This is a genomic window from Serratia sp. FGI94 (assembly GCF_000330865.1).
GTDB lineage: Bacteria > Pseudomonadota > Gammaproteobacteria > Enterobacterales > Enterobacteriaceae > Serratia_B > Serratia_B rubidaea.
Window position 1 is genome coordinate 1,216,109 of record NC_020064.1, and the last position, 23,681, is coordinate 1,239,789.

24 protein-coding genes are annotated in these 23,681 nt (G+C 61.2%); 14 read left to right on the forward strand and 10 right to left on the reverse strand.

Translation table 11 applies throughout. The features are described 5' to 3' along the window. Positions 1 to 52 precede the first annotated feature (52 nt). The 4 genes from fur to ybfF form a co-directional block, all read right to left on the reverse strand. The gene (gene fur, locus D781_RS05520; protein WP_015671326.1) at positions 53 to 499 is read right to left on the reverse strand and encodes a ferric iron uptake transcriptional regulator; all 447 of its coding nucleotides are present in this window, start codon (positions 497 to 499) and stop codon (positions 53 to 55) included. 314 nt (positions 500 to 813) lie between these two features. After that, positions 814 to 1,353 carry a flavodoxin FldA gene (gene fldA / locus D781_RS05525; protein WP_015671327.1) on the reverse strand — a complete coding sequence of 180 codons (540 nt, stop codon included), beginning with the start codon at positions 1,351 to 1,353 and terminating at the stop codon, positions 814 to 816. 222 nt (positions 1,354 to 1,575) lie between these two features. After that, positions 1,576 to 1,863 carry a LexA regulated protein gene (gene ybfE, locus D781_RS05530; RefSeq protein WP_015671328.1) on the reverse strand — a complete coding sequence of 96 codons (288 nt, stop codon included), beginning with the start codon at positions 1,861 to 1,863 and terminating at the stop codon, positions 1,576 to 1,578. Positions 1,864 to 2,114: 251 nt separating this feature from the next. After that, the gene (gene ybfF / locus D781_RS05535) at positions 2,115 to 2,897 is read right to left on the reverse strand and encodes an esterase (RefSeq protein ID WP_199557140.1); all 783 of its coding nucleotides are present in this window, start codon (positions 2,895 to 2,897) and stop codon (positions 2,115 to 2,117) included. Positions 2,898 to 3,157: 260 nt separating this feature from the next. Between ybfF and seqA the strand changes: the two genes are divergently transcribed. From seqA to D781_RS05555, 4 genes are all read left to right on the forward strand, one after another. Then, positions 3,158 to 3,691, forward strand: a complete 534-nt coding sequence (gene seqA, locus D781_RS05540; RefSeq protein ID WP_015671330.1) for a replication initiation negative regulator SeqA — start codon at positions 3,158 to 3,160, stop codon at positions 3,689 to 3,691. Positions 3,692 to 3,766: 75 nt separating this feature from the next. Beyond that, positions 3,767 to 5,410 (forward strand): phosphoglucomutase (alpha-D-glucose-1,6-bisphosphate-dependent), encoded by a 1,644-nt coding sequence (gene pgm / locus D781_RS05545; protein WP_015671331.1) that lies wholly within the window; start codon positions 3,767 to 3,769, stop codon positions 5,408 to 5,410. A gap of 169 nt (positions 5,411 to 5,579) precedes the next feature. After that, the gene (locus D781_RS05550) at positions 5,580 to 6,218 is read left to right on the forward strand and encodes a PadR family transcriptional regulator (protein ID WP_041412011.1); all 639 of its coding nucleotides are present in this window, start codon (positions 5,580 to 5,582) and stop codon (positions 6,216 to 6,218) included. Next, entirely contained in the window at positions 6,218 to 6,523 is a 306-nt protein-coding gene (locus D781_RS05555) for a DUF3861 domain-containing protein (RefSeq protein WP_015671333.1), read from the forward strand. Before D781_RS05550 ends, D781_RS05555 begins: the two co-directional genes overlap by 1 nt. An 11-nt stretch (positions 6,524 to 6,534) precedes the next feature. On the opposite strand, the gene kdpE is transcribed toward D781_RS05555, so the two are convergent. The 6 genes from kdpE to D781_RS05585 form a co-directional block, all read right to left on the reverse strand. Next, positions 6,535 to 7,224 (reverse strand): two-component system response regulator KdpE, encoded by a 690-nt coding sequence (kdpE, locus tag D781_RS05560; RefSeq protein WP_041411733.1) that lies wholly within the window; start codon positions 7,222 to 7,224, stop codon positions 6,535 to 6,537. Positions 7,225 to 7,236: 12 nt separating this feature from the next. Then, a complete protein-coding gene (gene kdpD, locus D781_RS05565; RefSeq protein ID WP_015671335.1) occupies positions 7,237 to 9,930 on the reverse strand; it encodes a two-component system sensor histidine kinase KdpD in 2,694 nt (897 codons plus the stop codon). Positions 9,931 to 10,005: 75 nt separating this feature from the next. After that, entirely contained in the window at positions 10,006 to 10,575 is a 570-nt protein-coding gene (gene kdpC, locus D781_RS05570) for a potassium-transporting ATPase subunit KdpC (protein ID WP_015671336.1), read from the reverse strand. An 18-nt stretch (positions 10,576 to 10,593) separates the two neighbouring features. Then, complete coding sequence (kdpB, locus tag D781_RS05575; RefSeq protein ID WP_015671337.1) at positions 10,594 to 12,663, reverse strand: potassium-transporting ATPase subunit KdpB; 2,070 nt, start codon at positions 12,661 to 12,663, stop codon at positions 10,594 to 10,596. Between the two features lie 23 nt (positions 12,664 to 12,686). Continuing rightward, the gene (kdpA, locus tag D781_RS05580; protein ID WP_015671338.1) at positions 12,687 to 14,375 is read right to left on the reverse strand and encodes a potassium-transporting ATPase subunit KdpA; all 1,689 of its coding nucleotides are present in this window, start codon (positions 14,373 to 14,375) and stop codon (positions 12,687 to 12,689) included. Further along, entirely contained in the window at positions 14,375 to 14,464 is a 90-nt protein-coding gene (locus D781_RS05585) for a K(+)-transporting ATPase subunit F (RefSeq protein ID WP_041411734.1), read from the reverse strand. The genes kdpA and D781_RS05585 overlap by 1 nt, the downstream gene beginning before the upstream one ends. Before the next feature lie 403 nt (positions 14,465 to 14,867). Between D781_RS05585 and D781_RS05590 the strand changes: the two genes are divergently transcribed. From D781_RS05590 to D781_RS05635, 10 genes are all read left to right on the forward strand, one after another. After that, positions 14,868 to 15,074 (forward strand): YbfA family protein, encoded by a 207-nt coding sequence (locus D781_RS05590; protein WP_015671339.1) that lies wholly within the window; start codon positions 14,868 to 14,870, stop codon positions 15,072 to 15,074. A 128-nt stretch (positions 15,075 to 15,202) separates the two neighbouring features. Then, positions 15,203 to 16,153, forward strand: a complete 951-nt coding sequence (locus D781_RS05595; protein WP_015671340.1) for a 2-thiouracil desulfurase family protein — start codon at positions 15,203 to 15,205, stop codon at positions 16,151 to 16,153. Between the two features lie 13 nt (positions 16,154 to 16,166). Continuing rightward, positions 16,167 to 17,597 carry a deoxyribodipyrimidine photo-lyase gene (gene phrB, locus D781_RS05600; protein WP_015671341.1) on the forward strand — a complete coding sequence of 477 codons (1,431 nt, stop codon included), beginning with the start codon at positions 16,167 to 16,169 and terminating at the stop codon, positions 17,595 to 17,597. 23 nt (positions 17,598 to 17,620) lie between these two features. Beyond that, positions 17,621 to 18,601 (forward strand): MBL fold metallo-hydrolase, encoded by a 981-nt coding sequence (locus D781_RS05605; RefSeq protein WP_015671342.1) that lies wholly within the window; start codon positions 17,621 to 17,623, stop codon positions 18,599 to 18,601. Positions 18,602 to 18,667: 66 nt separating this feature from the next. Next, positions 18,668 to 19,411: a type 2 GTP cyclohydrolase I gene (locus tag D781_RS05610; RefSeq protein ID WP_015671343.1), complete on the forward strand. Its 744-nt coding sequence runs from the start codon at positions 18,668 to 18,670 to the stop codon at positions 19,409 to 19,411. A gap of 135 nt (positions 19,412 to 19,546) precedes the next feature. Then, positions 19,547 to 20,203: a 5-oxoprolinase subunit PxpB gene (gene pxpB / locus D781_RS05615; protein ID WP_199557151.1), complete on the forward strand. Its 657-nt coding sequence runs from the start codon at positions 19,547 to 19,549 to the stop codon at positions 20,201 to 20,203. Continuing rightward, entirely contained in the window at positions 20,197 to 21,129 is a 933-nt protein-coding gene (pxpC, locus tag D781_RS05620) for a 5-oxoprolinase subunit PxpC (protein ID WP_015671345.1), read from the forward strand. The genes pxpB and pxpC overlap by 7 nt, the downstream gene beginning before the upstream one ends. Then, on the forward strand, positions 21,119 to 21,856 hold the full coding sequence (gene pxpA, locus D781_RS05625) for a 5-oxoprolinase subunit PxpA (RefSeq protein WP_015671346.1): 738 nt from the start codon (positions 21,119 to 21,121) through the stop codon (positions 21,854 to 21,856). Before pxpC ends, pxpA begins: the two co-directional genes overlap by 11 nt. 85 nt (positions 21,857 to 21,941) lie before the next feature. Then, positions 21,942 to 22,673, forward strand: a complete 732-nt coding sequence (locus tag D781_RS05630; protein WP_015671347.1) for a DUF969 domain-containing protein — start codon at positions 21,942 to 21,944, stop codon at positions 22,671 to 22,673. Then, positions 22,670 to 23,677, forward strand: coding sequence for a DUF979 domain-containing protein (locus D781_RS05635; RefSeq protein ID WP_015671348.1), 1,008 nt, complete (start codon positions 22,670 to 22,672; stop codon positions 23,675 to 23,677). The genes D781_RS05630 and D781_RS05635 overlap by 4 nt, the downstream gene beginning before the upstream one ends. Positions 23,678 to 23,681: the final 4 nt, after the last annotated feature.

Below are 23,681 nucleotides of genomic sequence, written 5' to 3' on the forward strand. Positions count from 1 at the left end.
GCATAAAAAAACCGCCGTGCGGCGGTTCCTGATTTACGCTGGCAGGCCAGCTTTATTTCTTGTTATGCAGCGTATCGTTTTCACGGCAGTCACCGCTGGTGCAGTGGCCATACAGGTACAGGCTGTGGTTGGTGAGTTTGATGCCGTGCTGTTTGGCGATATCACGCTGACGTGCTTCAATGGACTCATCGCTGAACTCGATCACTTTGCCGCAGTCCAGGCAGATCAGGTGATCGTGGTGATGCTGTTGGGTCAGCTCAAATACGGACTTGCCGCCTTCGAAGTTGTGACGGGTAACGATACCGGCGTCGTCAAACTGGTTCAGTACGCGGTAAACCGTCGCCAGACCAATCTCTTCGCCCATGTCGATCAGTTTCTTATACAAATCTTCCGCACTGACATGATGGCAAGCCGGATCTTGCAGCACTTCCAGGATTTTGAGTCGCGGAAGCGTGACTTTTAAGCCGGCCTTCTTCAATGCGGTGTTGTTGTCAGTCATGCGGATTCAGTCCTGTTACTATGCTAATCAGTTGAGGCATTGTTGCCTGTGGCATCGGTCGGCACAAAGCGTTAATAGCGACTCATTATAGAACCGGTTGACCTAAATGGAAACCGCCGGTTGTTAACAAAAGTCTATTGCACCGTTACATGTTGCGCGTGCAACATCTTGATGAATGGGATAAACCGGGGCCAGAGTCTACCGTGACGGGGAGGGAAGTTACTAATATGTAGCTTCTATTGCTTCAATCCGTGATGCCGATAACGGCCCCGCCGGTCAGCAGGGCCCGTCTCGCAGCATTGCGGAGCATAACATCAGCCGATGATATCGGCCAGGCTCAACTCTGCGACGATCTGTTTGACCCAGGCTTCTACGCGTTCGTTGGTCAGTTCCGGCTGGCGATCTTCATCAATGGCCAAACCGATAAAGTTGTCGTCGTCCGCCAGACCCTTGGAGGCTTCGAAATGGTAGCCTTTGGTTGGCCAGTGGCCGACGATAGCGGCGCCGCGCGGTTCGATAATATCGCGGATGGTGCCCATCGCGTCGCAGAAGTACTCGGCATAGTCTTCCTGATCGCCGCAGCCGAACAGCGCAACCAGCTTACCGTTGAAGTCTATTTCTTCCAGCGTCGGGAAAAAGTCGTCCCAGTCACATTGTGCTTCACCGTAGTACCAGGTCGGGATGCCCAGCAGCAAAATATCGAATGCGTCCAGATCTTCTTTGCTGCTTTTGGCGATGTCGTGAATCTCAGCAACATCATCGCCGAAGTCTTTGCGAAGGAGCTTTTGAATCATCTTGGCAATGTTTTCGGTATTGCCCGTGTCGCTGCCAAAGAAAATGCCTACGTTAGCCATATTGCGTATAACCTTTTAATTCAATAAATTACAATACGTTTCGCCTGCTGATCGCATCGGTATCGTTGTAAAGTGGCGTCTTGGTAAAGACCTGGGTCCCACCGGTAAACGCCTATCATGCCAGAAATTTGCTCCGGGGTTTTATCGCGTTCATGCGATGCCGGAAAGTAAGGGGGCGTTAAGCGCACATCGCCTTACGCCGTGTGCGGCTGCCGCACGTTATTATTGCGACGGCTGTTCGTCCGCCAGCTGCGCCAGCAGCATTTGCTCGATCAGTTCGCTGCGGCTGATGTTACGCTGTTCGGCCAGCCTGTTCAGCGCTTCCACCGCTTCCGCGTTGATTTTCAGTTCCACACGCCGTAACCCGCGGACTTTATCGCGCCGTAACTGATTACGCTTATTGATTCTAAGCTGTTCATCACGGGATAACGGGTTGGTTTTCGGGCGCCCCGGACGGCGTTCATCTGCGAACAGATCCAGCGTCGTGCGATCCGTTTGTTCTTTTGCCATAGGTAGCGGTACTGCAAGGGAATTAGCATCAAAAAGCGGTGGTCTGCTTCCGGACGCTGTGGTTAATACCGTTCAGGTCGTTACAACCTAAGCCAACTTTGCCCCCAATCTGGCGCCGGACAGCACGCTGGGGATGGCGGCAAAAATTATAGCGCGCCATCTTACCCCAGCAGGCGCCGCAACGACAATGCCTAACTGAGGCGCAAACGCGCTAAGCCGTTATCTTTAGCGCGTTTTTTCGCCACCTGCGTTCAGGGCTGGCCCAAAAAGCGGTGAATGGCGCGCAGCACCGCCTGCGGTTTTTCCGCATGCACCCAGTGCCCGGTGCCGGCCACCTCGTAGGCGCGCGCCTGCGGAAACTGGCGCGCGATGGCGTCACGGTAGCTGTTTTGCACGTACTCTGACAGCCCGCCGCGGATAAACAGCGTCGGGTGAGGCCAGGCGGGCACCTCGCGCCAGCCGATAATCGCCGCGTAGTTGGCGATCAGCACCGGCAGGTTGAAGCGCCACTCTCCCTGGTGAAAGGATTTCAGCAGGAACTGAATGACTCCTTCTTCATCCAGATAGTCGCGCATCAGCTGCGCCGCCTGCTGGCGCTGGGTAAGGCCGGCGTCGCTGACCGCCGTCAGGGCGGCGAAGATGTCGTCATGGTGGCGGCTCGGGTAGGCCACCGGGGCGATATCGATCACCACCAGCCGCGCAATGCGGTCGGGCGCCAGCGCGGTCAGCGCCATGGCGGCCTTGCCGCCCATCGAATGGCCGATCACGATGGCGCGGGCGATCTGGAGATCGTCCAGCAGCGTCAGCAGGTCCTGCGCCATCGCGGCATAGCTCATCTCATCGGAACGCGGCGACAGGCCGTGGTTACGCAGATCCACTTTAATCACGCTGTGCCGTTGATTCAGATCGCGCGCCAGCACCCCGAGGTTGTCGAGATTGCCGAACAGGCCGTGGATCAGCAGGATAGGTAGGGTATCGGCGTTCTCCGCCTGTGCGGCCAGCAATTGATAATGTAATTTCATCGCGAAGTTCATGATCTTGAGAGGTTCTGATAGGGTATCATACTCATTATCTGCAAAGGTGATGGATTGGCAGTGCTGACGCACCCCGTTATCCACCGTATTTGCCGCGCGCCGGCCGGATAAAAAATGACGGGGATATAGGTAATAGTCTGCTTTTGCCCGCGAACGGCACTTTGTTGTGTCTGCCCCCGCGCTTTTAACTTTATAATCCCTCGGCCTGAAACCAGAACCTGGCTTCGGGCTTTAAGTAGAAAACACAGTACTGGATAAAGATGAAAACTATTGAAGTCGACGAAGAACTTTACCGTTATATTGCCAGCCACACGCAACATATCGGGGAAAGCGCGTCCGATATTTTACGGCGTATGTTGAAGTTTTCCGCAGGGCAACCTGTGCGTAGCGCAAGCGTTGTGGCCCAGAATCAGGAGCCGGAAAAAGCGGCGCCGTCACGCCCGCGCGATCGCGTGCGCGCCATGCGCGAACTGCTGCTGTCGGATGAATACGCCGAGCAGAACAAAGCCGTAAATCGCTTTATGCTGGTACTTTCTACGCTGTACACCCTGGATGCTGCCGGCTTCGCCATGGCGACCGAGGCATTGCATGGCCGTACCCGCACCTATTTTGCCGGCGATCAGCAAACGCTGCTGGCAAATGGAACGCACACCAAACCGAAACACGTTCCGGGCACGCCTTACTGGGTGATCACCAATACCAATACCGGCCGTAAACGCAGCATGGTGGAACACATTATGCTGTCCATGCAGTTCCCGACGGAGCTGACTGAAAAGGTTTGCGGGACTATTTGATTTAGCGAACTGCTCGTCTCGTCGGCCGTGCCGCATTGCGTCCGGCCGTTTGAGAAGGGAAAGGGAGAGATGTTGATGGCGAACCATCCACGTGCCGGGCAACCGGCTCAGCAAAGCGATCTGATCAACGTGGCGCAGCTGACGTCGCAGTACTATGTGCTGCAGCCGGAAGCCGGCAATGCCGCCCATGCGGTGAAATTCGGCACGTCCGGCCACCGTGGCAGCGCCGAACGTCACAGTTTTAATGAAGCGCACATTCTGGCCATTGCCCAGGCGATTGCCGAAGTGCGTCGCCAGCAGGGCGTGACCGGCCCGTGCTACGTGGGTAAGGATACGCACGCGCTGTCTGAACCGGCATTTATCTCGGTGCTGGAAGTTCTGACCGCCAACGGCGTGGATGTGATCGTGCAGGAAAACAACGGCTATACGCCAACGCCGGCGATTTCCAACGCCATCCTGAGCTACAACAGCAAGGGCGGTGCACAGGCGGACGGCATCGTCATCACGCCTTCCCACAACCCGCCGGAAGATGGCGGCATCAAATACAACCCGCCTAACGGCGGCCCGGCCGACACCAACCTGACCTCGGTGATTGAAAAACGCGCCAACGAACTGCTGAGCGCCAAGCTGCAGGGCGTGCAGCGTCAGTCGCTGGACAAGGCCTGGAACAGCGGCCATCTGCACGCGCAGGACCTGGTGCAGCCGTATGTTGAAGGGCTGGTGGACGTGGTGGATATGCCGGCTATTCAGAATGCCGGCCTGAAGCTGGGCGTCGACCCGCTCGGCGGCTCTGGCATCGCTTACTGGCAGCGCATTGCCGAACATTACAAACTGGATCTGACGCTGGTGAACGACGCCGTCGATCAGACCTTCCGCTTTATGCGTCTGGACCACGACGGCGTGATTCGTATGGACTGCTCCTCCGAATCGGCGATGGCGGGTCTGCTGGCGCTGCGCGACAAGTTCGACCTGGCGTTCGCCAACGATCCGGACTACGACCGTCACGGCATCGTGACGCCGGCCGGCCTGATGAACCCGAACCATTATCTGGCGGTGGCGATCAACTACCTGTTCCAGCATCGCCCGCAGTGGGGCGCTGACGTCGCCGTCGGTAAAACGCTGGTATCCAGCGCGATGATCGACCGCGTGGTGGCGGACCTGGGCCGCAAACTGGTGGAAGTGCCGGTCGGTTTCAAATGGTTCGTTGACGGCCTGTACGACGGTAGCTTCGGCTTCGGCGGCGAAGAGAGCGCCGGTGCCTCCTTCCTGCGCTTCGACGGCAAGCCGTGGTCCACCGACAAAGACGGCATCATCATGTGCCTGCTGGCGGCGGAGATCACCGCGGTGAGCGGCGAGAACCCGCAGCGTCACTACGATCTGCTGGCGGCCCGCTTCGGCGCGCCAAGCTACAACCGTCTGCAGGCGCCGGCCAGCCACGCGCAGAAAGCGGCGCTGTCCAAGCTGTCGCCGGAAATGGTGCAGGCCGACACGCTGGGCGGCGATGCCATCACCGCCCGCCTGACGGCGGCGCCGGGCAACGGCGCGTCGATCGGCGGCCTGAAGGTGATGACCGACAACGGCTGGTTTGCCGCGCGTCCGTCCGGTACGGAAGAGGCTTACAAAATCTACTGCGAGAGCTTCCTCGGCGCGGAACACCGCCAGAAAATCGAGCAGGAAGCGGTGGAAATTGTCAGCGAAGTGCTGGCCTCCGCAAAATAATCTCTCCTCAGTCATCGTAAAGAGCGCTGTTTTTACAGCGCTTTTTTTATGCCCGCCATTTAGATATATCTGACATCAATATTTCGCTTGCCGATTTAGATATATCGATCTAGATTAGATATATCGAATCCGATTCGATATATCTAAAACCACCTGAGAGGTAAGCATGATGTTCCATCGATTTCGTTCAGATCGCTTCGGCGATCGTCACGGCGAAGCGCGCGAACGCCGCTGCCATCACCACCGCGCCGGGCGCCACGCGATGGGTGGCCACGGTCACGGCGAAGGGCACGGCCGCGGGCGCGGTAGTAAACTGCACCGCCTGTTTGAACACGGCGATCTGCGTATGGTGCTGCTGGCACTGGTAGAGCGTAAACCGAGCCACGGCTATGAGTTAATCAAGGCGATTGAAGAGGCCTCCTCCGGTCTGTACGTGCCCAGCCCCGGCGTGATCTATCCGACGCTGACGCTGCTGGAAGAGCAGGATTTTCTGGAGGCGGAAACCTCGGGCAAGGGGCGCAAGAGCTACCAGATTACCGATGCCGGTAAAGCGGAGCTGGCGCAGCATCAGACCGCGGTGGACGTGATCTTCGCCCGCCTGGCCGATGCCGGCCGCCGCCGCGAGGGCAACCTGGCCGAAGGCATTGCCGATACCATGCAGCGGCTGAAACGCATATTGCGCGGCAATATGATGCGCGCCGATCTGACTCAGCAGCAGGTTGAACGTATTAACCAGGCGCTGCTTGACGCAGTCGGCCGTATTGAGGCCGAAGTGGCCGCAGATGACAACGCAGAGGAGAAAGCCTGATGCCGGGACACCGTTTTCGTATTACCGTTGAGGCGCTGAGCGACCGTAAAGGTGCGCCGGTAGAAAAGACGCCGCTGGTGTTTGAAGTAGAAAATCATGACGACATTCTGGATATTGTCGAACGCATTCAGGGGCGGGAAGATTTGGCTTTCGGTCAGGAAAAAAGCGCCGCGTTTGCCGTCGGGCTAAAGCTGTTTTCTGAAGTGATGATCGAAAACCGCAAACATCCGGTGTTTGCGCCGCTGCGCGACGCGTTCAAAGCGTTTATGGTCGGCCTGAAGAAGGGGCCGCAGGCCGGCGAGTAGCCTGCGCCAGCTCAGGGCATAAAACGGTAGCCGACGCCGGTTTCGGTCAGCAGATGTTTAGGCCGCGCCGGATCGGCTTCCAGTTTCTGCCGCAGATGCCCCATATAAATACGCAAGTAATGGCTGTGTTCGACGTAGTTAGGCCCCCAGACGTGGCTGAGCAGCTGGCGCTGGGTCAGCACCTTGCCGGCGTTGGCCAGCAGTTCCGCCAGCAGGCGGAACTCAATTGGCGTCAGGTGCAGCTCTTCGCCGCCGCGCGTGACCTGGCGGTTAAGCAGATCGACGCTGACGTCGGCAAAGCTGACCTGCGGGCTTTCCTGCTGACTGGCGGCATGGCGGCGCAGCGCCACGCGCACCCGCGCCAGCAGTTCGCCGATGCCGAAGGGCTTGCTGAGATAGTCGTCGGCGCCGGCGTCCAGCGCGGCAATCTTGTCCTCTTCCGCCAGGCGGGCGGACAGCACGATGATCGGGATGCTGCTCCACTGGCGCAGATCGCGGATAAAACTCAGCCCGTCGCCGTCGGGCAGCCCCAGATCGAGAATAATCAGATCCGGCTTGCGCGTACCGGCTTCAATCAGACCCCGCTGCAGCGTATCGCTTTCAAACACCCGCAGTCCTTCCGTTTCCAGCGCGCTGCGGACAAAGCGCCGGATCTCTTTCTCATCTTCCACGATCAGAACGTTAATCGGGGTCATGCTCAACCTTGTCCTCGCTTATAAATCGAAGTCTGCGCCGTCCATTTCCGGCATGCTTTCCAGCGGCAGCAGAAACTTAAAGCTGGCGCCGCCGTGGCTGCTGCTATCCGCCCAGATCCGCCCGCCGTGCAGCTCGATAATCGCGCGGCAGATCGCCAGCCCCAGACCGACGCCGGGAATGGCGGATTCTTTATCGCCGCGGGAGAATTTATCGAAGATATGCAGCCTTTGCTCGGCGGCAATACCGGGGCCGTTATCCCAGATTTCCACTTCCAGCCACTCCGGCAATGTGCGGGCGCGAATACCGATAATAGCATCCTGTCCGGCATATTTATCGGCATTTTCCAACAGGTTGGTGAAGACACGTTCCAATAAACTGCCGTCGCAGTTGATCAGCACCATGTCGTCGGGCAGCTCCACCTTGACCTCATGCTGGTTAAAGATCGGCTCCAGCATATGTAGCGATGCGCCGACGATCTCCTCCAGCGACTGCCACTCTTTACGCAGGATAAACCCGCCGGACTGAATGCGCGCCATATCCAGCAGATTATTTACCAGCCGGGTGGTGCTCAGCACCTGCTGGCGGATCTGGCTGGCCTGCGGGGCGTGCTTGGAGCCTTCCGCCGCCAGGTCCAGCGTCAGAATTTCCGCCTGACCGAACAGCACCGTCAACGGGGTGCGCAGATCGTGCGACAGCGCCGCCAGCAGCGAATTGCGCAGCTGTTCGCGTTCGGTATCCAGCCGCGCCTGCGCGGCGCTGCGCGCCAGCTGCTGACGTTCCAGCGCGCTGGCGATCAGCACGCTGAAGGTTTGCAGCAGCCGCTGCTGTTCCGGCACCATCAATTGGCGCAGGTTGGTCGGTTCGATGGCCAGCAGGCCGAAGGTGTGCTGCGAGGTTTTCAGCGGCAGCAACTGGTAAGGCACGCCGGGCAGCGTATCGGTGCCCGCGCCGGCGGGCTGCCCCTTGTCATAGCTCCAGCGGGCGATGGCCTCATCCACCGACAGCATGCCGCCGTCCTGACCGGTCATCTGCCGCAGCTGGCCATCTTCCTGCGGCAGCATCAGCACGGTTTTGGCGTGAAAACTGCTGGAGAGGAAATGGCGGCTGGTGTCGGCAACGTCCTCGGCGGTCAGCGCCTGGCTCAGGCCGTGCGACATTTCGTACAGGTGCCGCGCCCGCTGTTCGCGGTAGCGCGCCACCCGTGCCTGATAGCGCACGCCGGCGGTAAGGTTACCGATGGTGATGCCGACGGTCAGCATCACCGCAAAGGTCAGCAGATACTGCACATCGCTGACGGCGAATGACCAGTGCGGCTGGACAAAAAACAGATCGAAGCTGGCGACGTTGATCACCGCGGCCAGCACCGACGGCCAGCGGCCGAAGAACAGCGCGACAATCACTACGCCGAGCAGATACACCATCACCAGGTTGGCCTGATCGAACCCCGGCAGCAGCCATTGGGAGAGCAGGGTGATCAGCGCGCACAGTGCGAACGCCACCGCGCAGCCGCGCAGCTGCATGCGCCACTTCTCGCTGAAGCTGCGGTTATCGGGTTCCTTCAGCACGCTCGGCGGACGTTCATCCTCCAGCGCCACGATCACCAGATCGAGATCCGGCCCCAGCTGGCCGAGGCGATCGGCGAAGCTGCTGCGGAACTTCCAGCGTTGCTCGCCGCGTCGGCCGATAATGATTTTGCCCAGATTATGTTCGCGGGCGTAGCGCAGCACCGCGCGCTCTTCCGACGGTGCGGCCAGCGTGGCGGTTTCTGCGCCCAGCTCCTGCGCCAGACGCAGCGCGCGCAGAATGGCGCGGCGGCGGGTTTCCGGCAGCCGGTGCAGCTTGGGGGTTTCCACATAGACCGCGTGCCAGTGGCAGCCGAGCCGCGCCGCCAGGCGGGCGGCGATCCGCACCAGCTTTTCGCTGCCGCTGTTATGGCCGACGCACAGCAAAATGCTGTCGCGGGTATGCCAGACTTTCTCCCGTCCCTGGGTATCGCGGAAGGCGCGCATCTGGTCGTCCACCCGGTCGGCGGTGCGGCGTAGCGCCAGCTCGCGCAGGGCGATCAGATTGCCCTTACGGAAGAAGTGCTCAATGGCGCGTTCGGCGTGGCCGGGCAGATACACCTTGCCTTCATTCAATCGCCGCTGCAGATCGTCCGGCGGCAGGTCGACCAGCACCACCTCGGTGGCCTGATCGAAGACGTGATCGGGGACGGTTTCGCGCACGTGTACGCCGGTAATGCCGCCGACCACGTCGTTCAGGCTCTCCAGGTGCTGTACGTTGACGGTGGTCAGCACGTCGATGCCGGCATCCAGCAGCTCCTCCACATCCTGCCAGCGCTTGGGGTGGCGCGAGCCGTGGGCGTTGCTGTGGGCCAGTTCATCCATCAGAATCAGCGCCGGGTGACGCGCCAGCGCGGCGTCCAGATCGAATTCGCGCACCACGCGGCCGCGGTGCTGGATCCGTTTTTGCGGCAGTACGCTCAGCCCGTCCAGCAGCGCGGCGGTTTCATTACGGCCGTGGGTTTCCACCACCCCGACCAGAACGTCAAGGCCCAGAGCGCGTTGCCTCTGGGCCTCTTGCAGCATGGCGTAGGTTTTGCCGACGCCGGCGCAGGCGCCGAAAAACACCTTCAGGCGGCCGCGCGGTTTTTCGTTGGCGACCGCCAGCAGGCTGTCCGGGTCGGGGCGCTGCTGTTCATCATCAACCATGGAAACTCCTTGTCTGGCAACGAAAAAGGGGTTCACCGCGGCGAACCCGTAGAAAAATGGACATCCCCGTCACGCTTATTGCTGAGCGTCCAGCGCCTGGTTCAGCTGCAGCACATTGACCGTGGTCGTGCCGAGGAAGCCCGGCACGGGCCGCTCGCTGTATTCGGCGATTAAGCGCGCCACCTGCGCCGGCGGCAGCTGGCGGGCGGCGGCCACGCGGGCCAGCTGATACTGCGCCGCAGCGACGGAGATCTGCGGGTCGAGGCCGCTGCCGGAGGCGGTCAGCAGGTCGACCGGGATCGGGCCGTGCATCGTCGGGTTGGCCTGGCGCAGCAGGGCGGCCCGTTCGGCGAAGGCTTTATCCAGTTCCGGGTTCGACGCCGCCAGATTGCTGCCGCCTGACGCTTCGGCATTATAGGCCGAATCGGCGGTGGCGGAAGGGCGGCCCCAGAAATAGCGCGGTTGGGTAAAATTCTGGCCGATCAACGCCGAGCCGGCCAGTTTGTCGCCGTGATACAGCAGCGAACCGTTGGCCTGTTGGGAAAACAGCAGCTGCGCCAGGCCGGTGGTCAGCAGCGGGTAGGCGATGCCGGTGAGCAGCGTCAGCAAAATCAGCATCACCAGCGCAGGACGTAAATAAGACATGGTGTTTCTCCTTAACGGTTAACCGGCGATGTGCAGCAGCGTCAGCAGCAGGTCGATCAGCTTGATACCGACGAACGGCACCAGCAGGCCGCCCAGCCCGTACAGCCACAGGTTGCGGCGCAGCAGCGCCGCTGCGCTCATGGCTTTGTAACTGACGCCTTTGAGCGCCAGCGGGATCAGGAATACGATCACCAGCGCATTGAAAATCACCGCCGACATAATGGCCGACGACGGCGAATGCAGATGCATGATATTCAGCGCATTCAGTTGCGGGTAGGTCGCGGCAAAGGCGGCCGGAATAATGGCGAAGTACTTCGCCACGTCGTTGGCGATGCTGAAGGTGGTCAGCGAACCGCGCGTCATCAGCATCTGCTTGCCGATATGCACCACTTCGATCAGCTTGGTCGGGTTGGAGTCCAGATCGACCATATTGCCGGCCTCTTTCGCCGCCTGGGTGCCGGAGTTCATCGCCACCGCAACGTCGGCCTGCGCCAGCGCCGGCGCATCGTTGGTGCCGTCGCCGGTCATCGCCACCAGCCGGCCTTCCGCCTGATACTGGCGGATCAGCGCCAGTTTGGCTTCCGGCGTCGCTTCGGCCAGGAAATCGTCCACCCCGGCCTCGGCGGCGATGGCGGCGGCGGTCAGCCGGTTGTCGCCGGTGATCATCACCGTTTTAATCCCCATGCGACGCAGCTCGGCAAAGCGTTCCTTGATGCCGCCTTTAACAATGTCCTTCAGCGCCACTACGCCCAGCACTTTAGCGCCTTCGGCCACCACCAGCGGGGTGCCGCCGGTGTGTGCCACGCCTTCCACCAGCGCGTCGATCTCCGGCGGGAAGTGACCACTGTTGGATTCCACGTGGCGGCGAATGGCGTCCACCGCGCCTTTGCGGATCACGCGCTGCTGCACGTTGACGCCGCTCATGCGGGTTTGCGCCGAGAAGGGCACAAAGGTGGCGTTGAGCGTCTGTAAATCACGCTCGCGCAGGTTGAAGCGCTGTTTGGCCAGCACCACGATGCTGCGGCCTTCCGGCGTTTCATCCGCCAGCGATGACAGCTGCGCGGCGTCCGCCAGCTGCTGCTCGTCAACGCCGGGAGCGGGCAGGAATTCAGACGCCTGGCGGTTGCCGAGGGTGATGGTGCCGGTTTTGTCCAGCAGCAGCACGTCCACGTCGCCGGCGGCTTCCACCGCCCGGCCGCTGGTGGCGATCACATTGGCGCCGAGCATGCGGCTCATGCCCGCCACGCCGATCGCCGACAGCAGACCGCCGATGGTGGTGGGGATCAGGCACACCAGCAATGCCACCAGCACGGTGATGGTGACCACCGCGCCGCTGCCGGCGGCGACGACGCTGTAGTGCGAGAACGGCAGCAGGGTGGCGGTCGCCAGCACGAAGACGATGGTCAGCGCCACCAGCAGGATAGTCAGCGCCACTTCGTTTGGCGTCTTGCGCCGTTTGGCGCCTTCGACCATGGCGATCATCCGGTCGAGGAAGGTTTCCCCCGGGTTGACGCTGCACTGGACGATCAGCCAGTCGGACAGCACGCGGGTGCCGCCGGTGACCGAGGAGAAATCGCCGCCGGATTCGCGGATCACCGGCGCGGATTCGCCGGTGATGGCGCTTTCATCCACCGAGGCGCCGCCCTCCAGCACTTCACCGTCGCAGGGAATGGTGTCGCCGGCTTCCACCAGCACCACGTCGCCTTTACGCAGGCTCTGCGACGCCACTTTTTCCTGGGGCGCGTCGCGCTGCGGCTGCGCCAGTTTTTTGGCCCAGCTGGTCTGTTTGCTGCCCTTCAGGCTTTCCGCCTGCGCTTTGCTGCGGCCCTCCGCCAGCGCTTCGGCGAAGTTGGCGAACAGTACGGTGAACCACAGCCACAGCGCCACGCTGCCGGTAAAGGCGGCGTCGCCGCGGCCATGGCCGGTCAGCATGCCGAGCCAGATCAGGGTGGTGAGCAGGCTGCCGAGATACACCACGAACATCACCGGGTTGCGCCACTGGGTGCGCGGATCCAGTTTTTTCACGGCGTCCAGCAGCGCGTTACGCACCAGCGCCGGTTCAAATAGCGCGCGTTGTTTGCGAGTCATAACTATTTCTCTCTAAGAAGCCGTTAACGGGCCAGCCAAATCTGTAAATGCTCGGCCACCGGGCCCAGCGCCAGCGCAGGAATAAAGGTCAGGGCGCCAACCAGCAGTACGGTGCCGATCAGCAGGCCGACAAACAGCGGCCCGTAGGTCGGCAGGGTGCCGTTCCCCGCCGGCTGACGATTTTTGGCGCAGAGTGAACCGGCGATCGCCAGCACCGGCAGGATCACGCCGAAGCGGCCAACCAGCATGGCGAAGGCCAGCAGCAGGTTGTAGAACGGCGTGTTGACGCTCAGCCCGGCGAAGGCGCTGCCGTTGTTGTTGGCGGCAGAGGAGAAGGCGTACAGCACTTCGCTCAGCCCGTGGGCGCCGGGGTTGAGAATGCCGCTGCGTCCGGCGTCGGTCGCCAGCGCCAGCGCGCTGCCCAGCAGCACCAGCGTCGGCGTCACCAGGATCGCCAGCGCGGTCATTTTCATCTCATAGACGTCGATCTTTTTCCCCAGATACTCTGGCGTACGGCCAATCATCAGCCCGGCGATAAACACCGTCAGCAGGACGAACAGCAGCATGCCGTACAGCCCGGAGCCGACGCCGCCGAACACCACTTCGCCGATCTGCATCAGCCACATCGGCACCATGCCGCCCAGTGCGGTGAAGGAATCATGCATGGCGTTGACCGCGCCGCAGGAGGCGGCGGTGGTGACCACGGAGAACAGGCTGCTGGCAAGGATGCCGAAGCGCGACTCTTTGCCTTCCATATTGAACATGCTGTCGGCGCCGGCGGCGCTCAGATGCGGGTTGCCCGCCAGTTCGGCGTACATCACCGCCACCACGGCGACGACGAAGATCAGCGACATCGCCCAGAGCAGCGTATGGCCCTGACGGTTTTCACCGGCGGCCTGGCCGAAGGCGAAGCACAGCGCGCTGGGGATCAGGAAGATCGCCAGCATCTGCACCATATTGCTCAGCGCGGTGGGGTTTTCAAACGGATGCGCCGAGTTGGCGCCAAAGAAGCCGCCGCCGTTGGTGCCGAGCATCTTGATCGCTTCCTGCGAGGCCACCGGCCCCATCGGCAGCACCTGTTGGCCGCCTTCCAGCGTGGTCAGATGCAGGTAGGGCGACAGGTTCTGCAGCACGCCCTGGCTGACGAAAAACAGCGCGATAAGCAGTGACAGCGGCAGCAGGACGTACAGCGTGATACGCCAGATATCCAGCCAGGCGTTGCCGATGGTGGCGCTGGAACGGCGGCTGAACGCGCGGATCAGCGCAAAGGCGACGGCGATGCCGCTGGCGGCGGAGAGGAAGTTCTGCACCGTCAGACCGGCCATCTGGCTGAGGTAGCTGAGGGTGCTTTCACCGCTGTAGGCCTGCCAGTTGGTATTGGTGACGAAGCTGACGGCGGTGTTCAGCGCCAGATGCCAGGACATGCCCGGGAAACCCTGCGGGTTGAGCGGCAGCGCGCCCTGGCCCATTAACAGCGCCATCAGCAGGATGATGCCAAGCAGGTTGAAGAGCAGGATCGCCAGTGCATACTGACGCCAGTTCATCTCTTCCCCGCGGCTGCCGCTGCAGCTGCGGATAAAACGTTCGCTGTGACGCAGCACGGGCAGGGGTTCACCTTCAATCAGGCGCGCCAGAAAATAGCCCAGCGGGCGTGACAGAAGCAGCAGAACCAGCAGGAAGCTGGCGATAAACAGAAAGGCTGATGCAGCCATCAGAAATCCTCCGCGTTGAACAGGGCGTAAACCAGATAGCCCAACAGCAGCAGGACCAACAGCGCGCCAGCGATAACGCTGATACTCACGGGGCACCTCCACAGGTGACGGTTCTTGATAGCGGGAGTGTAGGAAGGCGGGTGGAAAGAAGATGAAAAAATCGCGTCGCAGGCTGTAAAAAAAGTATAAAAACGCCTGAATCATCGACATTTTTGCCGTCGCGTTGGGACGGAAAGATCACCGTGAGTAACTTTTGTGCGGGATAACCATAAGGTAACCAATGTTTAGTTAATAATTAACCATCATGTAACAAAATTTCAGTATAAAGAGCAAAATGCGCTTTTTTTACTGATTTTAGTGGTCGGATGAGTAGTAAATTTTCATCAGTTGCGCTAAAATTTTGCGCAGTTACCAAATTCATCCGTTTATCTGTTTTTACGCCGTCGCTGCGCCTGACAGCCATGCAGCCGGCGTGCTTTTAAGGAGGTTCGCATGTCTACCTATCAAGCTTATCCATTGCATCGGATTCTCCTGCGCCGCGGCGCAGTGGTTCTGGCCGGCGTGCTGGCCTTGCCGGTGATGCTGTTCCGCTCCGATCGCGCGCGTTTTTACAGCTATCTGCACCGCGTCTGGTCAAAAACCAGCGATAAGCCGGTCTGGCTGCAACAGGCGGAACTGGCCTCCGGCGATTTTTACTAAGCCGTGCCTATCCCCTGCAACCCTCGCTTCGGCGGGGGTTTTTTTATGCTCGCCGCCGGCGGGCAGCGTCGTCTTAACCGCCGAATTCTTCTATACTTTTACTGTGTTTTAGCGGTCGAGGAGAAATTATGGGCGATCAAATACCTATTGGCATCAGCGCCTGCCTGTTGGGGGCGTCGGTACGGTTTGACGGCGGCCATAAACGTCTGGATTTCGCCGTCAGCCAACTGGCGCCCCACGTACGCTTTGTACCACTGTGCCCGGAGATGGCTATTGGTCTGCCGGTGCCGCGTCCGGCGTTACGGTTGGTGAAAAAATCGGGGCAGGTCGCTCTGTGCCACAGCCAGAATGCTGAGATTGATCTGACGGCGGAAATGCGACAGTTTTCTGCCCGGCATGTGGCTGAACTTTCTTCATTGTGCGGTTATATCGTATGTGCGAAATCGCCGAGCTGCGGCATGGAGCGGGTGCGGGTGTACGATGAAAATCATGGCGCGCGCAAGAACGGCGTCGGGTTGTTTACCGCCGAACTGATGCGACAGATGCCCTGGCTGCCGGTTGAGGAAGATGGCCGACTGCAGGATACGGCGCTGCGTGAGAATTTTATCGAGCGGGTGTGTGCGTTGCATGAGTTCAACACGTTGTGGCGCGATGGTCTGACGCGTGCGGCGCTGATCGCATTTCACAGCCGTTACAAACTCTCGTTGCTGGCGCACTCCCAGACTGAGTATCGTGAACTGGGACGTTTTGTCGCAGATATTGCACTTTGGCCATCGCTTGAGGCGTTTGCGTATGCGTATCGTCAGCGGCTGATGACACTGCTGACGCACAAGGCGACGCGGCGTAACCACACCAATGTGCTGATGCATGTACAAGGCTATTTTCGCCGTTGGCTCAGCCCATCTCAACGGCAAGAGTTGACGCTGCTGATTGAGCGTTACCGACAGGGAACACAGCCGCTGTTGGCGCCTATCACGCTGTTAAAGCACTATCTGGCGGAGTTCCCGGACGTTTATCTGGCGCAGCAGCGCTATTTTGACCCTTACCCGGAAGCGCTGCGTCTGCGTTACGGCTATTAATGGAAGGAGGGGTATGGCCACCCATTTGGTCTGGCTGCGCAACGATCTGCGCATCACGGACAACAAGGCGTTGTATGCCGCCTGCCGCGATCCGCAGGCGCAGGTGGTGGCGCTGTTTATCGCCACGCCGCAGCAGTGGCGACGGCATGAGATGGCACCGCGTCAGGCGGCATTTATCTACGCCAACCTGCTGCAGCTGCGGTCGCAGCTGGCGCAGCGCGGTATTCCGCTGGTGGTGCAACAGTGTGATGACTTTGCCGCTGCGGCGCGCTGGTTGACCGACTATTGCCGCGCCACCGGCGTCGACGCGTTGTTTTACAACCGGCAGTATGAACTGAATGAGCGGCGGCGTGACCGGCAGGTTGAAAGCGCGCTGGCGGAAACGCTGACCTGCCACGCGTTTGATGACGCGCTGCTGCTGCCGCCCGGCAGCGTGCAGACCGGCAGCGGCGAGATGTATCAGGTCTTTACGCCGTTTCGTAAGGCGTTTTTGCAGCGTCTGCTCAGCGTGGATGTGCACTCCCTGCCGGCGCCGTCGGTGCGGGCGGGCGGCGCGATTGCCGAGCCGGCGGCGCCGGAGCCGTTTGCGTACCCTGATGCCGAATGGGATGCGGCATTTCCGCCGGGTGAGGAGCACGCTCTGCGCCGGCTGCGCGCCTTCTGTCGCGAGCAGGTCGAGGATTACCGGCAGCAGCGCGATTTTCCGGCGCTGGACGCCACCAGCGGCCTGTCGCCGTATCTGGCGCTGGGGGTGCTATCACCGCGCCAGTGCTTCAACCGCCTGCGGCTGACCTGCCCCGATCTGCTGACGCAGCCGGAGAGCGGCGCATTTACCTGGCTGAATGAGTTAATCTGGCGCGAGTTTTACCGCCATCTGCTGGTGGCTCATCCGGCGTTGTGCCGCCACCGCCCGTTTATCGGCTGGACGGACGCCGTCCGCTGGAACCCGGACGCCGAGGCGCTGCAGGCCTGGCAGCAGGGGCGCACCGGCTACCCGATTGTTGATGCGGCCATGCGGCAACTGAACCACACCGGATGGATGCATAATCGCCTGCGGATGATCGTCGCCAGTTTTCTGGTGAAGGATCTCCTGATCGACTGGCGCGCCGGCGAGCGCTACTTTATGCGCCAACTGCTGGATGGCGACTTTGCCGCCAACAACGGCGGCTGGCAGTGGGCGGCGTCGACCGGCACCGATGCGGCGCCTTACTTCCGCATCTTCAACCCGACAACGCAGGGCGAACGTTTTGATCCGCAAGGCGCTTTTATCCGTAAATGGTTGCCCGAACTGGCGGATGTACCGGACAATGAGCTTCATCATCCCCATCGCTGGGCGGAACAACAGGGCGTGGCGCTGGCGTATCCACCGCCGATCGTCGACCACCGCCAGGCGCGGCTGACGACGCTGGCGGCGTTTGAGGCGGCAAAACGCGGGGGAGAGTAACGGTCACCGCAAGGAGCAAACTTATGTTGAAGACAATACTGGCCGTCTGTCTGAGCGGCTATTCGGCGCTGGCGCTGGCCGGGTTTGACGTGGTGGCGCTCGGCGTCGACGGCGGAGTCAGCGACGGCAATCTGACCTCTTATCTTATCCGCAGCGACGGTCAGACACAGTATGTGGCGCTGGACGCCGGCTCGCTGCTGCCCGGCATCGTCAAGGGGCTGGATCAGGGCAGCTTCCCGCAGGTGACGCCGGAAACGGCGGCGCCGTATACGCCGCAGGGCCATATTTTCCGCCGGCTGATCGGCGCCTATTTTATCAGCCACGCGCATCTCGACCATCTGGCCGGCCTGATTATCGCCTCGCCGGAAGACGCGAAAAAGACGCTATATGCCTCGAATGACACGGTACTGACGCTGCGCAACCACTATTTTAACTGGAAGAGCTGGCCAAACTTCAGCGATTCCGGCAACGGTCAGCGCCTTGGCACCTACCGGCTGCAGCCGGTGCGCGAGCAGCAGCGCTTTACCTTCGGCACCACCGGGCTGAGTGGGGTGATGTATCCGCTCAGCCATGCGGGTTACCACTCTTCGATGGTGCTGTTGTCCGATCGTACGGGCGCTTTCGCCTATTTTGGCGACACCGGGCCGGACGCGCTGGAGAAGTCGCGCCAGTTGGACAGCGTCTGGCGGGCGCTGGGGCCGCTGATTGCCGATAAAAAACTGCAGGGCATGATTATTGAAACCTCTTACCCCAATGAGGTGTCAGACAGCAAACTCTATGGCCACCTTACTCCGGCCTGGCTGCTGAAGGAGCTGAAGAATCTGCAAAAATACAGCGGCGGCGACGGTTCGCTCACCGGGCTGCCGATCGTCATCAGCCATATCAAACCGAGCCTGAGGCAGGGAGACGATCGGCGCGCCGTGATTCAGCAGCAGCTGGAGCAGGGCAACGATTTGGGTGTTAAATTTATTTTTATGGCGCAGGGCGAACGTCAGCAGTTTTAACTTCGCTCCCCGTCGTCCGGGAAAGCGGGTGCCGGGAGCCACGCACTATGTTGAAGAGAGATGAGTATGAATAACCTCGATCTGGAAAGCTTGATAAACAATGTACTTAACAGCGCCGCGTTTCAGGACTACGCGCCAAATGGCCTGCAGGTCGAAGGACGGGAAAACGTACATCGTATCGTTACCGGCGTGACCGCCTGCCAGGCGCTGCTGGACGCGGCGGTGGAGCATCAGGCCGACGCCATTGTGGTGCACCACGGCTATTTCTGGAAAAACGAGGCGCCGGTGGTACGTGGTATGAAACGCAACCGCCTGAAGACGCTGTTGGGGAACGATATCAACCTGTACGGCTACCACCTGCCGCTGGATGCGCATCCGCTGCTGGGCAATAACGCCCAGCTGGCGCAGCTGCTGGATATCCGCGTGCTGGGCGAGGTTGAGCCGCTGGTGCCGCACGGCGAGTTTGAACAGCCGCTCAGCGGCGCAGAGCTGCAGCAGCGTCTTGAAACGCGTCTGGGCCGTGCGGTACTGCACTGCGGCGATAACGCGCCGGCGCAGATCCGTCGGGTTGCCTGGTGCACCGGCGGCGGCCAGGGCTTTATCGACAGCGCGGCGCGTTTCGGCGTGGACGCCTTTATCAGCGGTGAAGTGTCCGAACAGACCATTCACAGCGCGCGTGAAATGGGCATTCACTTTTTCGCCGCCGGTCATCACGCTACCGAACGCGGCGGCGTCAAGGCGCTGGGTGAATGGCTGGCCGAGCACCATGGCCTGGATGTGACCTTTATCGATATCCCTAATCCCGCCTGATTTTCCCCCAGGGTTCAGCATGCTGAACCCTTTTTCTTACTATATCCTTATTTTTACAGGGGTTGTTGTATTGACAGCCGGCCTGCGCTCGCGCATAACTGATACGTTTTGCAAACAATAATAAGGAGAGTAATGGTGCAACGAGCACAATATTACCTATTGGGTGAAAGGGCGATCGTGCTTGAATTGGCACCGCCGGTGACGCTGCCCAGCCAGCAGCGGATCTGGGCGTTGGCGGAAAAATTTAACCACCATCCACATGTACAGGAAGTGGTGCCGGGGATGAATAACCTGACGCTGCTGCTGCAGACGCCGCAGGCGGATATCGCCGCGCTGCTGGAACAGCTGCGCGAGGGTTGGGAGAGCAGTGAAACGCTGGTGCCGCCGGCGCGCGAGGTGGCGATTCCGGTGATTTACGGCGGCGAGATGGGGCCGGATCTGGATGAGGTGGCGCGCCATACCGACATGACGCCGCAGCAGGTGGTGGAGTGCCACGCTGCGGCCGCTTATGTGGTGTACTTCCTCGGCTTCCAGCCGGGCTTCCCTTATCTCGGCGGCATGCCGGAACGGCTGACGATGCCGCGTCGCGCGGAGCCACGCCTGAGCGTGCCCGCCGGCTCGGTCGGCATCGGCGGCAGCCAGACGGGCATTTATCCGCAGGCCGCGCCGGGCGGCTGGCAGCTGATCGGCCGTACGCCGCTGGCGTTGTTTAACCCGCAGGATACCCCGCCGACGCTGCTGCGTCCGGGCGACAACGTGCGTTTTGTACCGCAGCAGGAGGGCGTATGCTGAAAATTCTGCGTGCCGGCATCTATACCACGGTGCAGGATCTGGGGCGAAACGGCTTCCGCAGCCTCGGCATTAGTCAGGGCGGCGCGCTGGATGCGCCGGCGCTGAAAATCGCCAACCTGCTGGTGGGCAACCGCGCGGACAGCGCCGGGCTGGAGATTACGCTCGGGCAGTTCAGCGTTGAATTTACCCGGCCGGGCTGGATTGCGCTGACCGGCGCCGGCTGCGACGCGCTGCTGGACGGTAAACCGCTGTGGACCGGCTGGCGTTATCCGGTGAAAGCGGGCCAGCAGCTGGTGCTGCAGAAGCCGAAACACGGCATGCGCAGCTATCTGGCGATTGCCGGCGGCATTGCGGTGCCGGAGGTGCTGGGTTCGCGCAGCACCGATCTGCGAACCGGCTTTGGCGGTCTGGAGGGACGGAAGCTGCAGGACGGCGACCAGCTGCCGCTGGGGGAGAGCGCCAAGGCGCCGGGCAAGCCGTTCGGCGTCAAACAGCTGCTGTTTAACAACCGTATCCGCGCGCTGCCGGGGCCGGAGTACCAAGAGTTCAGCACTGCCGCGCGGGAGACCTTCTGGCGCACGCCGTGGCAGCTGAGTCCGCAGAGCAACCGCATGGGCTACCGGCTGCAGGGCAGCGCGGAGTTAACGCGCACCACCGCGCGGGAAATGCTGTCGCACGGCCTGCAGCCGGGCGTGGTGCAGGTGCCGCATAACGGCCAGCCGATCGTCCTGATGGCGGATGCGCAGACGACCGGCGGCTACCCGCGCATTGCCTGCGTGATCGAAGCCGATCTCTACCATCTGGCGCAGCTGCGTCTGGGAGAACCGGTGCACTTTATTCCCTGTTCTCTGGAAGACGCGCAGCGCGCCAAAAAGGAGCAGGATCTGTTTATCCAACAAATTGCCTGGGGGCTACATGATCGTTGATTTAAATGCCGATCTGGGGGAAGGGTGCGTTAACGACCAGGCGCTGCTACAGCTGGTCAGTTCGGCCAATATCGCCTGCGGTTTTCACGCCGGCGACGCGCAGACCATGCGCCAGTCGGTGCGCTGGGCGCTGCAGTATGGCGTGGCGATTGGCGCGCACCCCAGCTTCCCCGACCGGGAAAACTTTGGCCGTACGCGCATGCAGCTGCCGGCGGAAACCGTCTACGCGCAGGTGGTGTACCAGCTGGGGGCGCTGGCAGCCATCGCCAGGGCGGAGGGCGGCGCGATGACGCACGTGAAGCCGCACGGCATGCTGTACAACCAGGCGGCGGTGGAGCCGGCGCTGGCGGACGCCATCGCCCGGGCGGTCAAGGACGTCGATCCGGCGCTGCGGCTGGTGGGGCTGGCGGGCAGCGAGCTGATCCGCGCCGGAGAGCGGTTGGGGCTGGCGACCCGGCAGGAAGCGTTTGCCGACCGCGGCTATCTGTCCGACGGCACGCTGGTGCCGCGCGGGCAAAGCGGAGCGCTGATCGAAGATGACCAGCAGGCGCTGCAACAAACGCTGGAAATGGTGCGCCATCATCGGGTGCGCAGCATTGACGGCAAATGGGCCGCGGTGCAGGCGGAAACTGTCTGTCTGCACGGCGACGGCGAGCATGCGCTGGCGTATGCCCGCAAACTGCGCGCCAGCTTTGCCGAACAGGGCATCAGCGTCAGCGCAGAATAACAATAAAAAACCAACACAACATAACAGGCACAGGCCTTCGACCCGCAGCTTGCGGCTGCGGGCGGGGCGTTAAGGGGAATACACAATGGAACAGGTTGTCAATTACTGGCCGCTGATCGGCATTGCCGTGATCGTGGTCGGTTTTCTTCTGCGTTTTAATCCGGTGCTGGTGGTGATCGTCGCCGGTCTGGCCACCGGGCTGGCGGCGATGATGCCGCTGACGGAAATCCTGGAGAGGATGGGCGAAGGGTTTCTGAACACCCGCAACCTGTCGCTGATCCTGCTGCTGCCGCTGGCGGTGATCGGTACGCTGGAGCGCCATGGCCTGAAGGAGCGGGCGCAGGCCTGGATCGCCAGGATCAAAAGCGCCACCGCCGGGCGTCTGCTGATCGTCTACCTGTTTGTGCGGGAAATCACCGCGGCGATGGGGCTGACCAGCCTGGGCGGCCATCCGCAGATGGTGCGTCCGCTGCTGGCGCCGATGGCCGAGGGGGCGACAGAGAACCGTTATGGCGAGCTGCCGGAGCGCGTACGCTACCGCCTGCGCGCCATGTCGGCGGCGACCGATAATGTCGGGCTGTTCTTCGGCGAAGATATTTTCGTCGCCTTCGGCGCGATTATTTTTATGCACAACTTTATGCTGGAGTCCGGCGGTATTCAGACCGAACCGCTGCATATCGCGCTGTGGGGCATTCCGACGGCGATTTTCGCCTTTCTGATCCACGCCTTCCGCCTGTACCGCATGGACAAGCGGCTCAGCGCCGAACTGGCGCAGCTTAATCAGGCGGCGCTGCAGGCCAAAGGAGACGCGCAATGAACTTTCAGCTGCAATATCTCTACTGGTTGGCCGGGATTATCCTGTTGATTGTTGCCGTGATGTCGCTGCGCGACCGCGCCAACCCGCGTCGTTTTACCACCGCCTTATTCTGGGGGCTGTATGGCCTGGTGTTTATGGTCGGCGACTGGACCTATGACCTGTTCGGTGCCGGCGAGGAAGCCAGACGCCTGCTGCATAGGGTTATCGGCGCGCTGGTGGTGCTGATGGCGCTGGTTGCCGGCCTCGGCGGCGTGCGGCTGGGCAGTTACCATCAGCGTACGCAGCAGCAGCGCGAAGAGAGCGCCAAGCGGCTCGGCAACCGGCTGTTTGTGCCGGCGCTGGCGATCCCGGTGGTGACGGTGATCGGGGTGCTGCTGTTCAACAATATTCCGGCGCTGCAGAGCGCGGTGTTCGGCCCGGGCAACCACTCGACGCTGATTACCCTGTTCTCGATGGCGCTGGGGGTGATCCTTGGCGGCGTGATTGCGGTGAAAATGACCCACGAACGCGTGGCGCAGCCGCTGCAGGAGGCGCGCCGGCTGCTGGATTCCATCGGCTGGGCGTTTATTTTGCCGCAGATCCTCGCCATGTTGGGGCTGCTGTTCACCAGCGCCGGGGTCGGCACGGCGGTGGCGCACCTGACGCAGGAGTATCTGGCGGTGGATAACCGCTTTATCGCCGTGGCGGTGTATGCGGTCGGTATGGCGCTGTTGACCATGGTGATGGGCAACGCCTTTGCGGCATTCCCGATTATTACCGCCGGCGTCGGCATTCCGATTCTGGTGCTGCAGCACGGTGGTAACCCGGCGGTGATGGCGGCCATCGGCATGTTTTCCGGCTACTGCGGCACGCTGATGACGCCGATGGCGGCTAACTTTAATATCGTACCGGCGGCGCTGCTGGAACTGCCGGATCGCAACGCGGTGATTAAGATGCAGGTGCCGACTGGCGTCCTGCTGCTGACGGTAAACGTCTTCCTGCTCTATTTCCTGATGTTCCTGTAGGAGA

Bases quoted from the DNA above. Each gene is read 5' to 3' on its own strand.
- fldA (WP_015671327.1), bottom strand. From the start codon at position 1,353: ATGGCTAACGTAGGCATTTTCTTTGGCAGCGACACGGGCAATACCGAA.
- phrB (WP_015671341.1), top strand. From the start codon at position 16,167: ATGGCCACCCATTTGGTCTGGCTGCGCAACGATCTGCGCATCACGGAC.
- seqA (WP_015671330.1), top strand. From the start codon at position 3,158: ATGAAAACTATTGAAGTCGACGAAGAACTTTACCGTTATATTGCCAGC.
- D781_RS05605 (WP_015671342.1), top strand. From the start codon at position 17,621: ATGTTGAAGACAATACTGGCCGTCTGTCTGAGCGGCTATTCGGCGCTG.
- pgm (WP_015671331.1), top strand. From the start codon at position 3,767: ATGGCGAACCATCCACGTGCCGGGCAACCGGCTCAGCAAAGCGATCTG.
- pxpC (WP_015671345.1), top strand. From the start codon at position 20,197: ATGCTGAAAATTCTGCGTGCCGGCATCTATACCACGGTGCAGGATCTG.
- kdpA (WP_015671338.1), bottom strand. From the start codon at position 14,375: ATGGCTGCATCAGCCTTTCTGTTTATCGCCAGCTTCCTGCTGGTTCTG.
- fur (WP_015671326.1), bottom strand. From the start codon at position 499: ATGACTGACAACAACACCGCATTGAAGAAGGCCGGCTTAAAAGTCACG.
- kdpB (WP_015671337.1), bottom strand. From the start codon at position 12,663: ATGACTCGCAAACAACGCGCGCTATTTGAACCGGCGCTGGTGCGTAAC.
- D781_RS05550 (WP_041412011.1), top strand. From the start codon at position 5,580: ATGTTCCATCGATTTCGTTCAGATCGCTTCGGCGATCGTCACGGCGAA.
- D781_RS05610 (WP_015671343.1), top strand. From the start codon at position 18,668: ATGAATAACCTCGATCTGGAAAGCTTGATAAACAATGTACTTAACAGC.
- ybfE (WP_015671328.1), bottom strand. From the start codon at position 1,863: ATGGCAAAAGAACAAACGGATCGCACGACGCTGGATCTGTTCGCAGAT.
- pxpA (WP_015671346.1), top strand. From the start codon at position 21,119: ATGATCGTTGATTTAAATGCCGATCTGGGGGAAGGGTGCGTTAACGAC.
- D781_RS05595 (WP_015671340.1), top strand. From the start codon at position 15,203: ATGGGCGATCAAATACCTATTGGCATCAGCGCCTGCCTGTTGGGGGCG.
- ybfF (WP_199557140.1), bottom strand. From the start codon at position 2,897: ATGAACTTCGCGATGAAATTACATTATCAATTGCTGGCCGCACAGGCG.
- kdpC (WP_015671336.1), bottom strand. From the start codon at position 10,575: ATGTCTTATTTACGTCCTGCGCTGGTGATGCTGATTTTGCTGACGCTG.
- D781_RS05555 (WP_015671333.1), top strand. From the start codon at position 6,218: ATGCCGGGACACCGTTTTCGTATTACCGTTGAGGCGCTGAGCGACCGT.
- D781_RS05590 (WP_015671339.1), top strand. From the start codon at position 14,868: ATGTCTACCTATCAAGCTTATCCATTGCATCGGATTCTCCTGCGCCGC.
- D781_RS05635 (WP_015671348.1), top strand. From the start codon at position 22,670: ATGAACTTTCAGCTGCAATATCTCTACTGGTTGGCCGGGATTATCCTG.
- D781_RS05630 (WP_015671347.1), top strand. From the start codon at position 21,942: ATGGAACAGGTTGTCAATTACTGGCCGCTGATCGGCATTGCCGTGATC.
- kdpD (WP_015671335.1), bottom strand. From the start codon at position 9,930: ATGGTTGATGATGAACAGCAGCGCCCCGACCCGGACAGCCTGCTGGCG.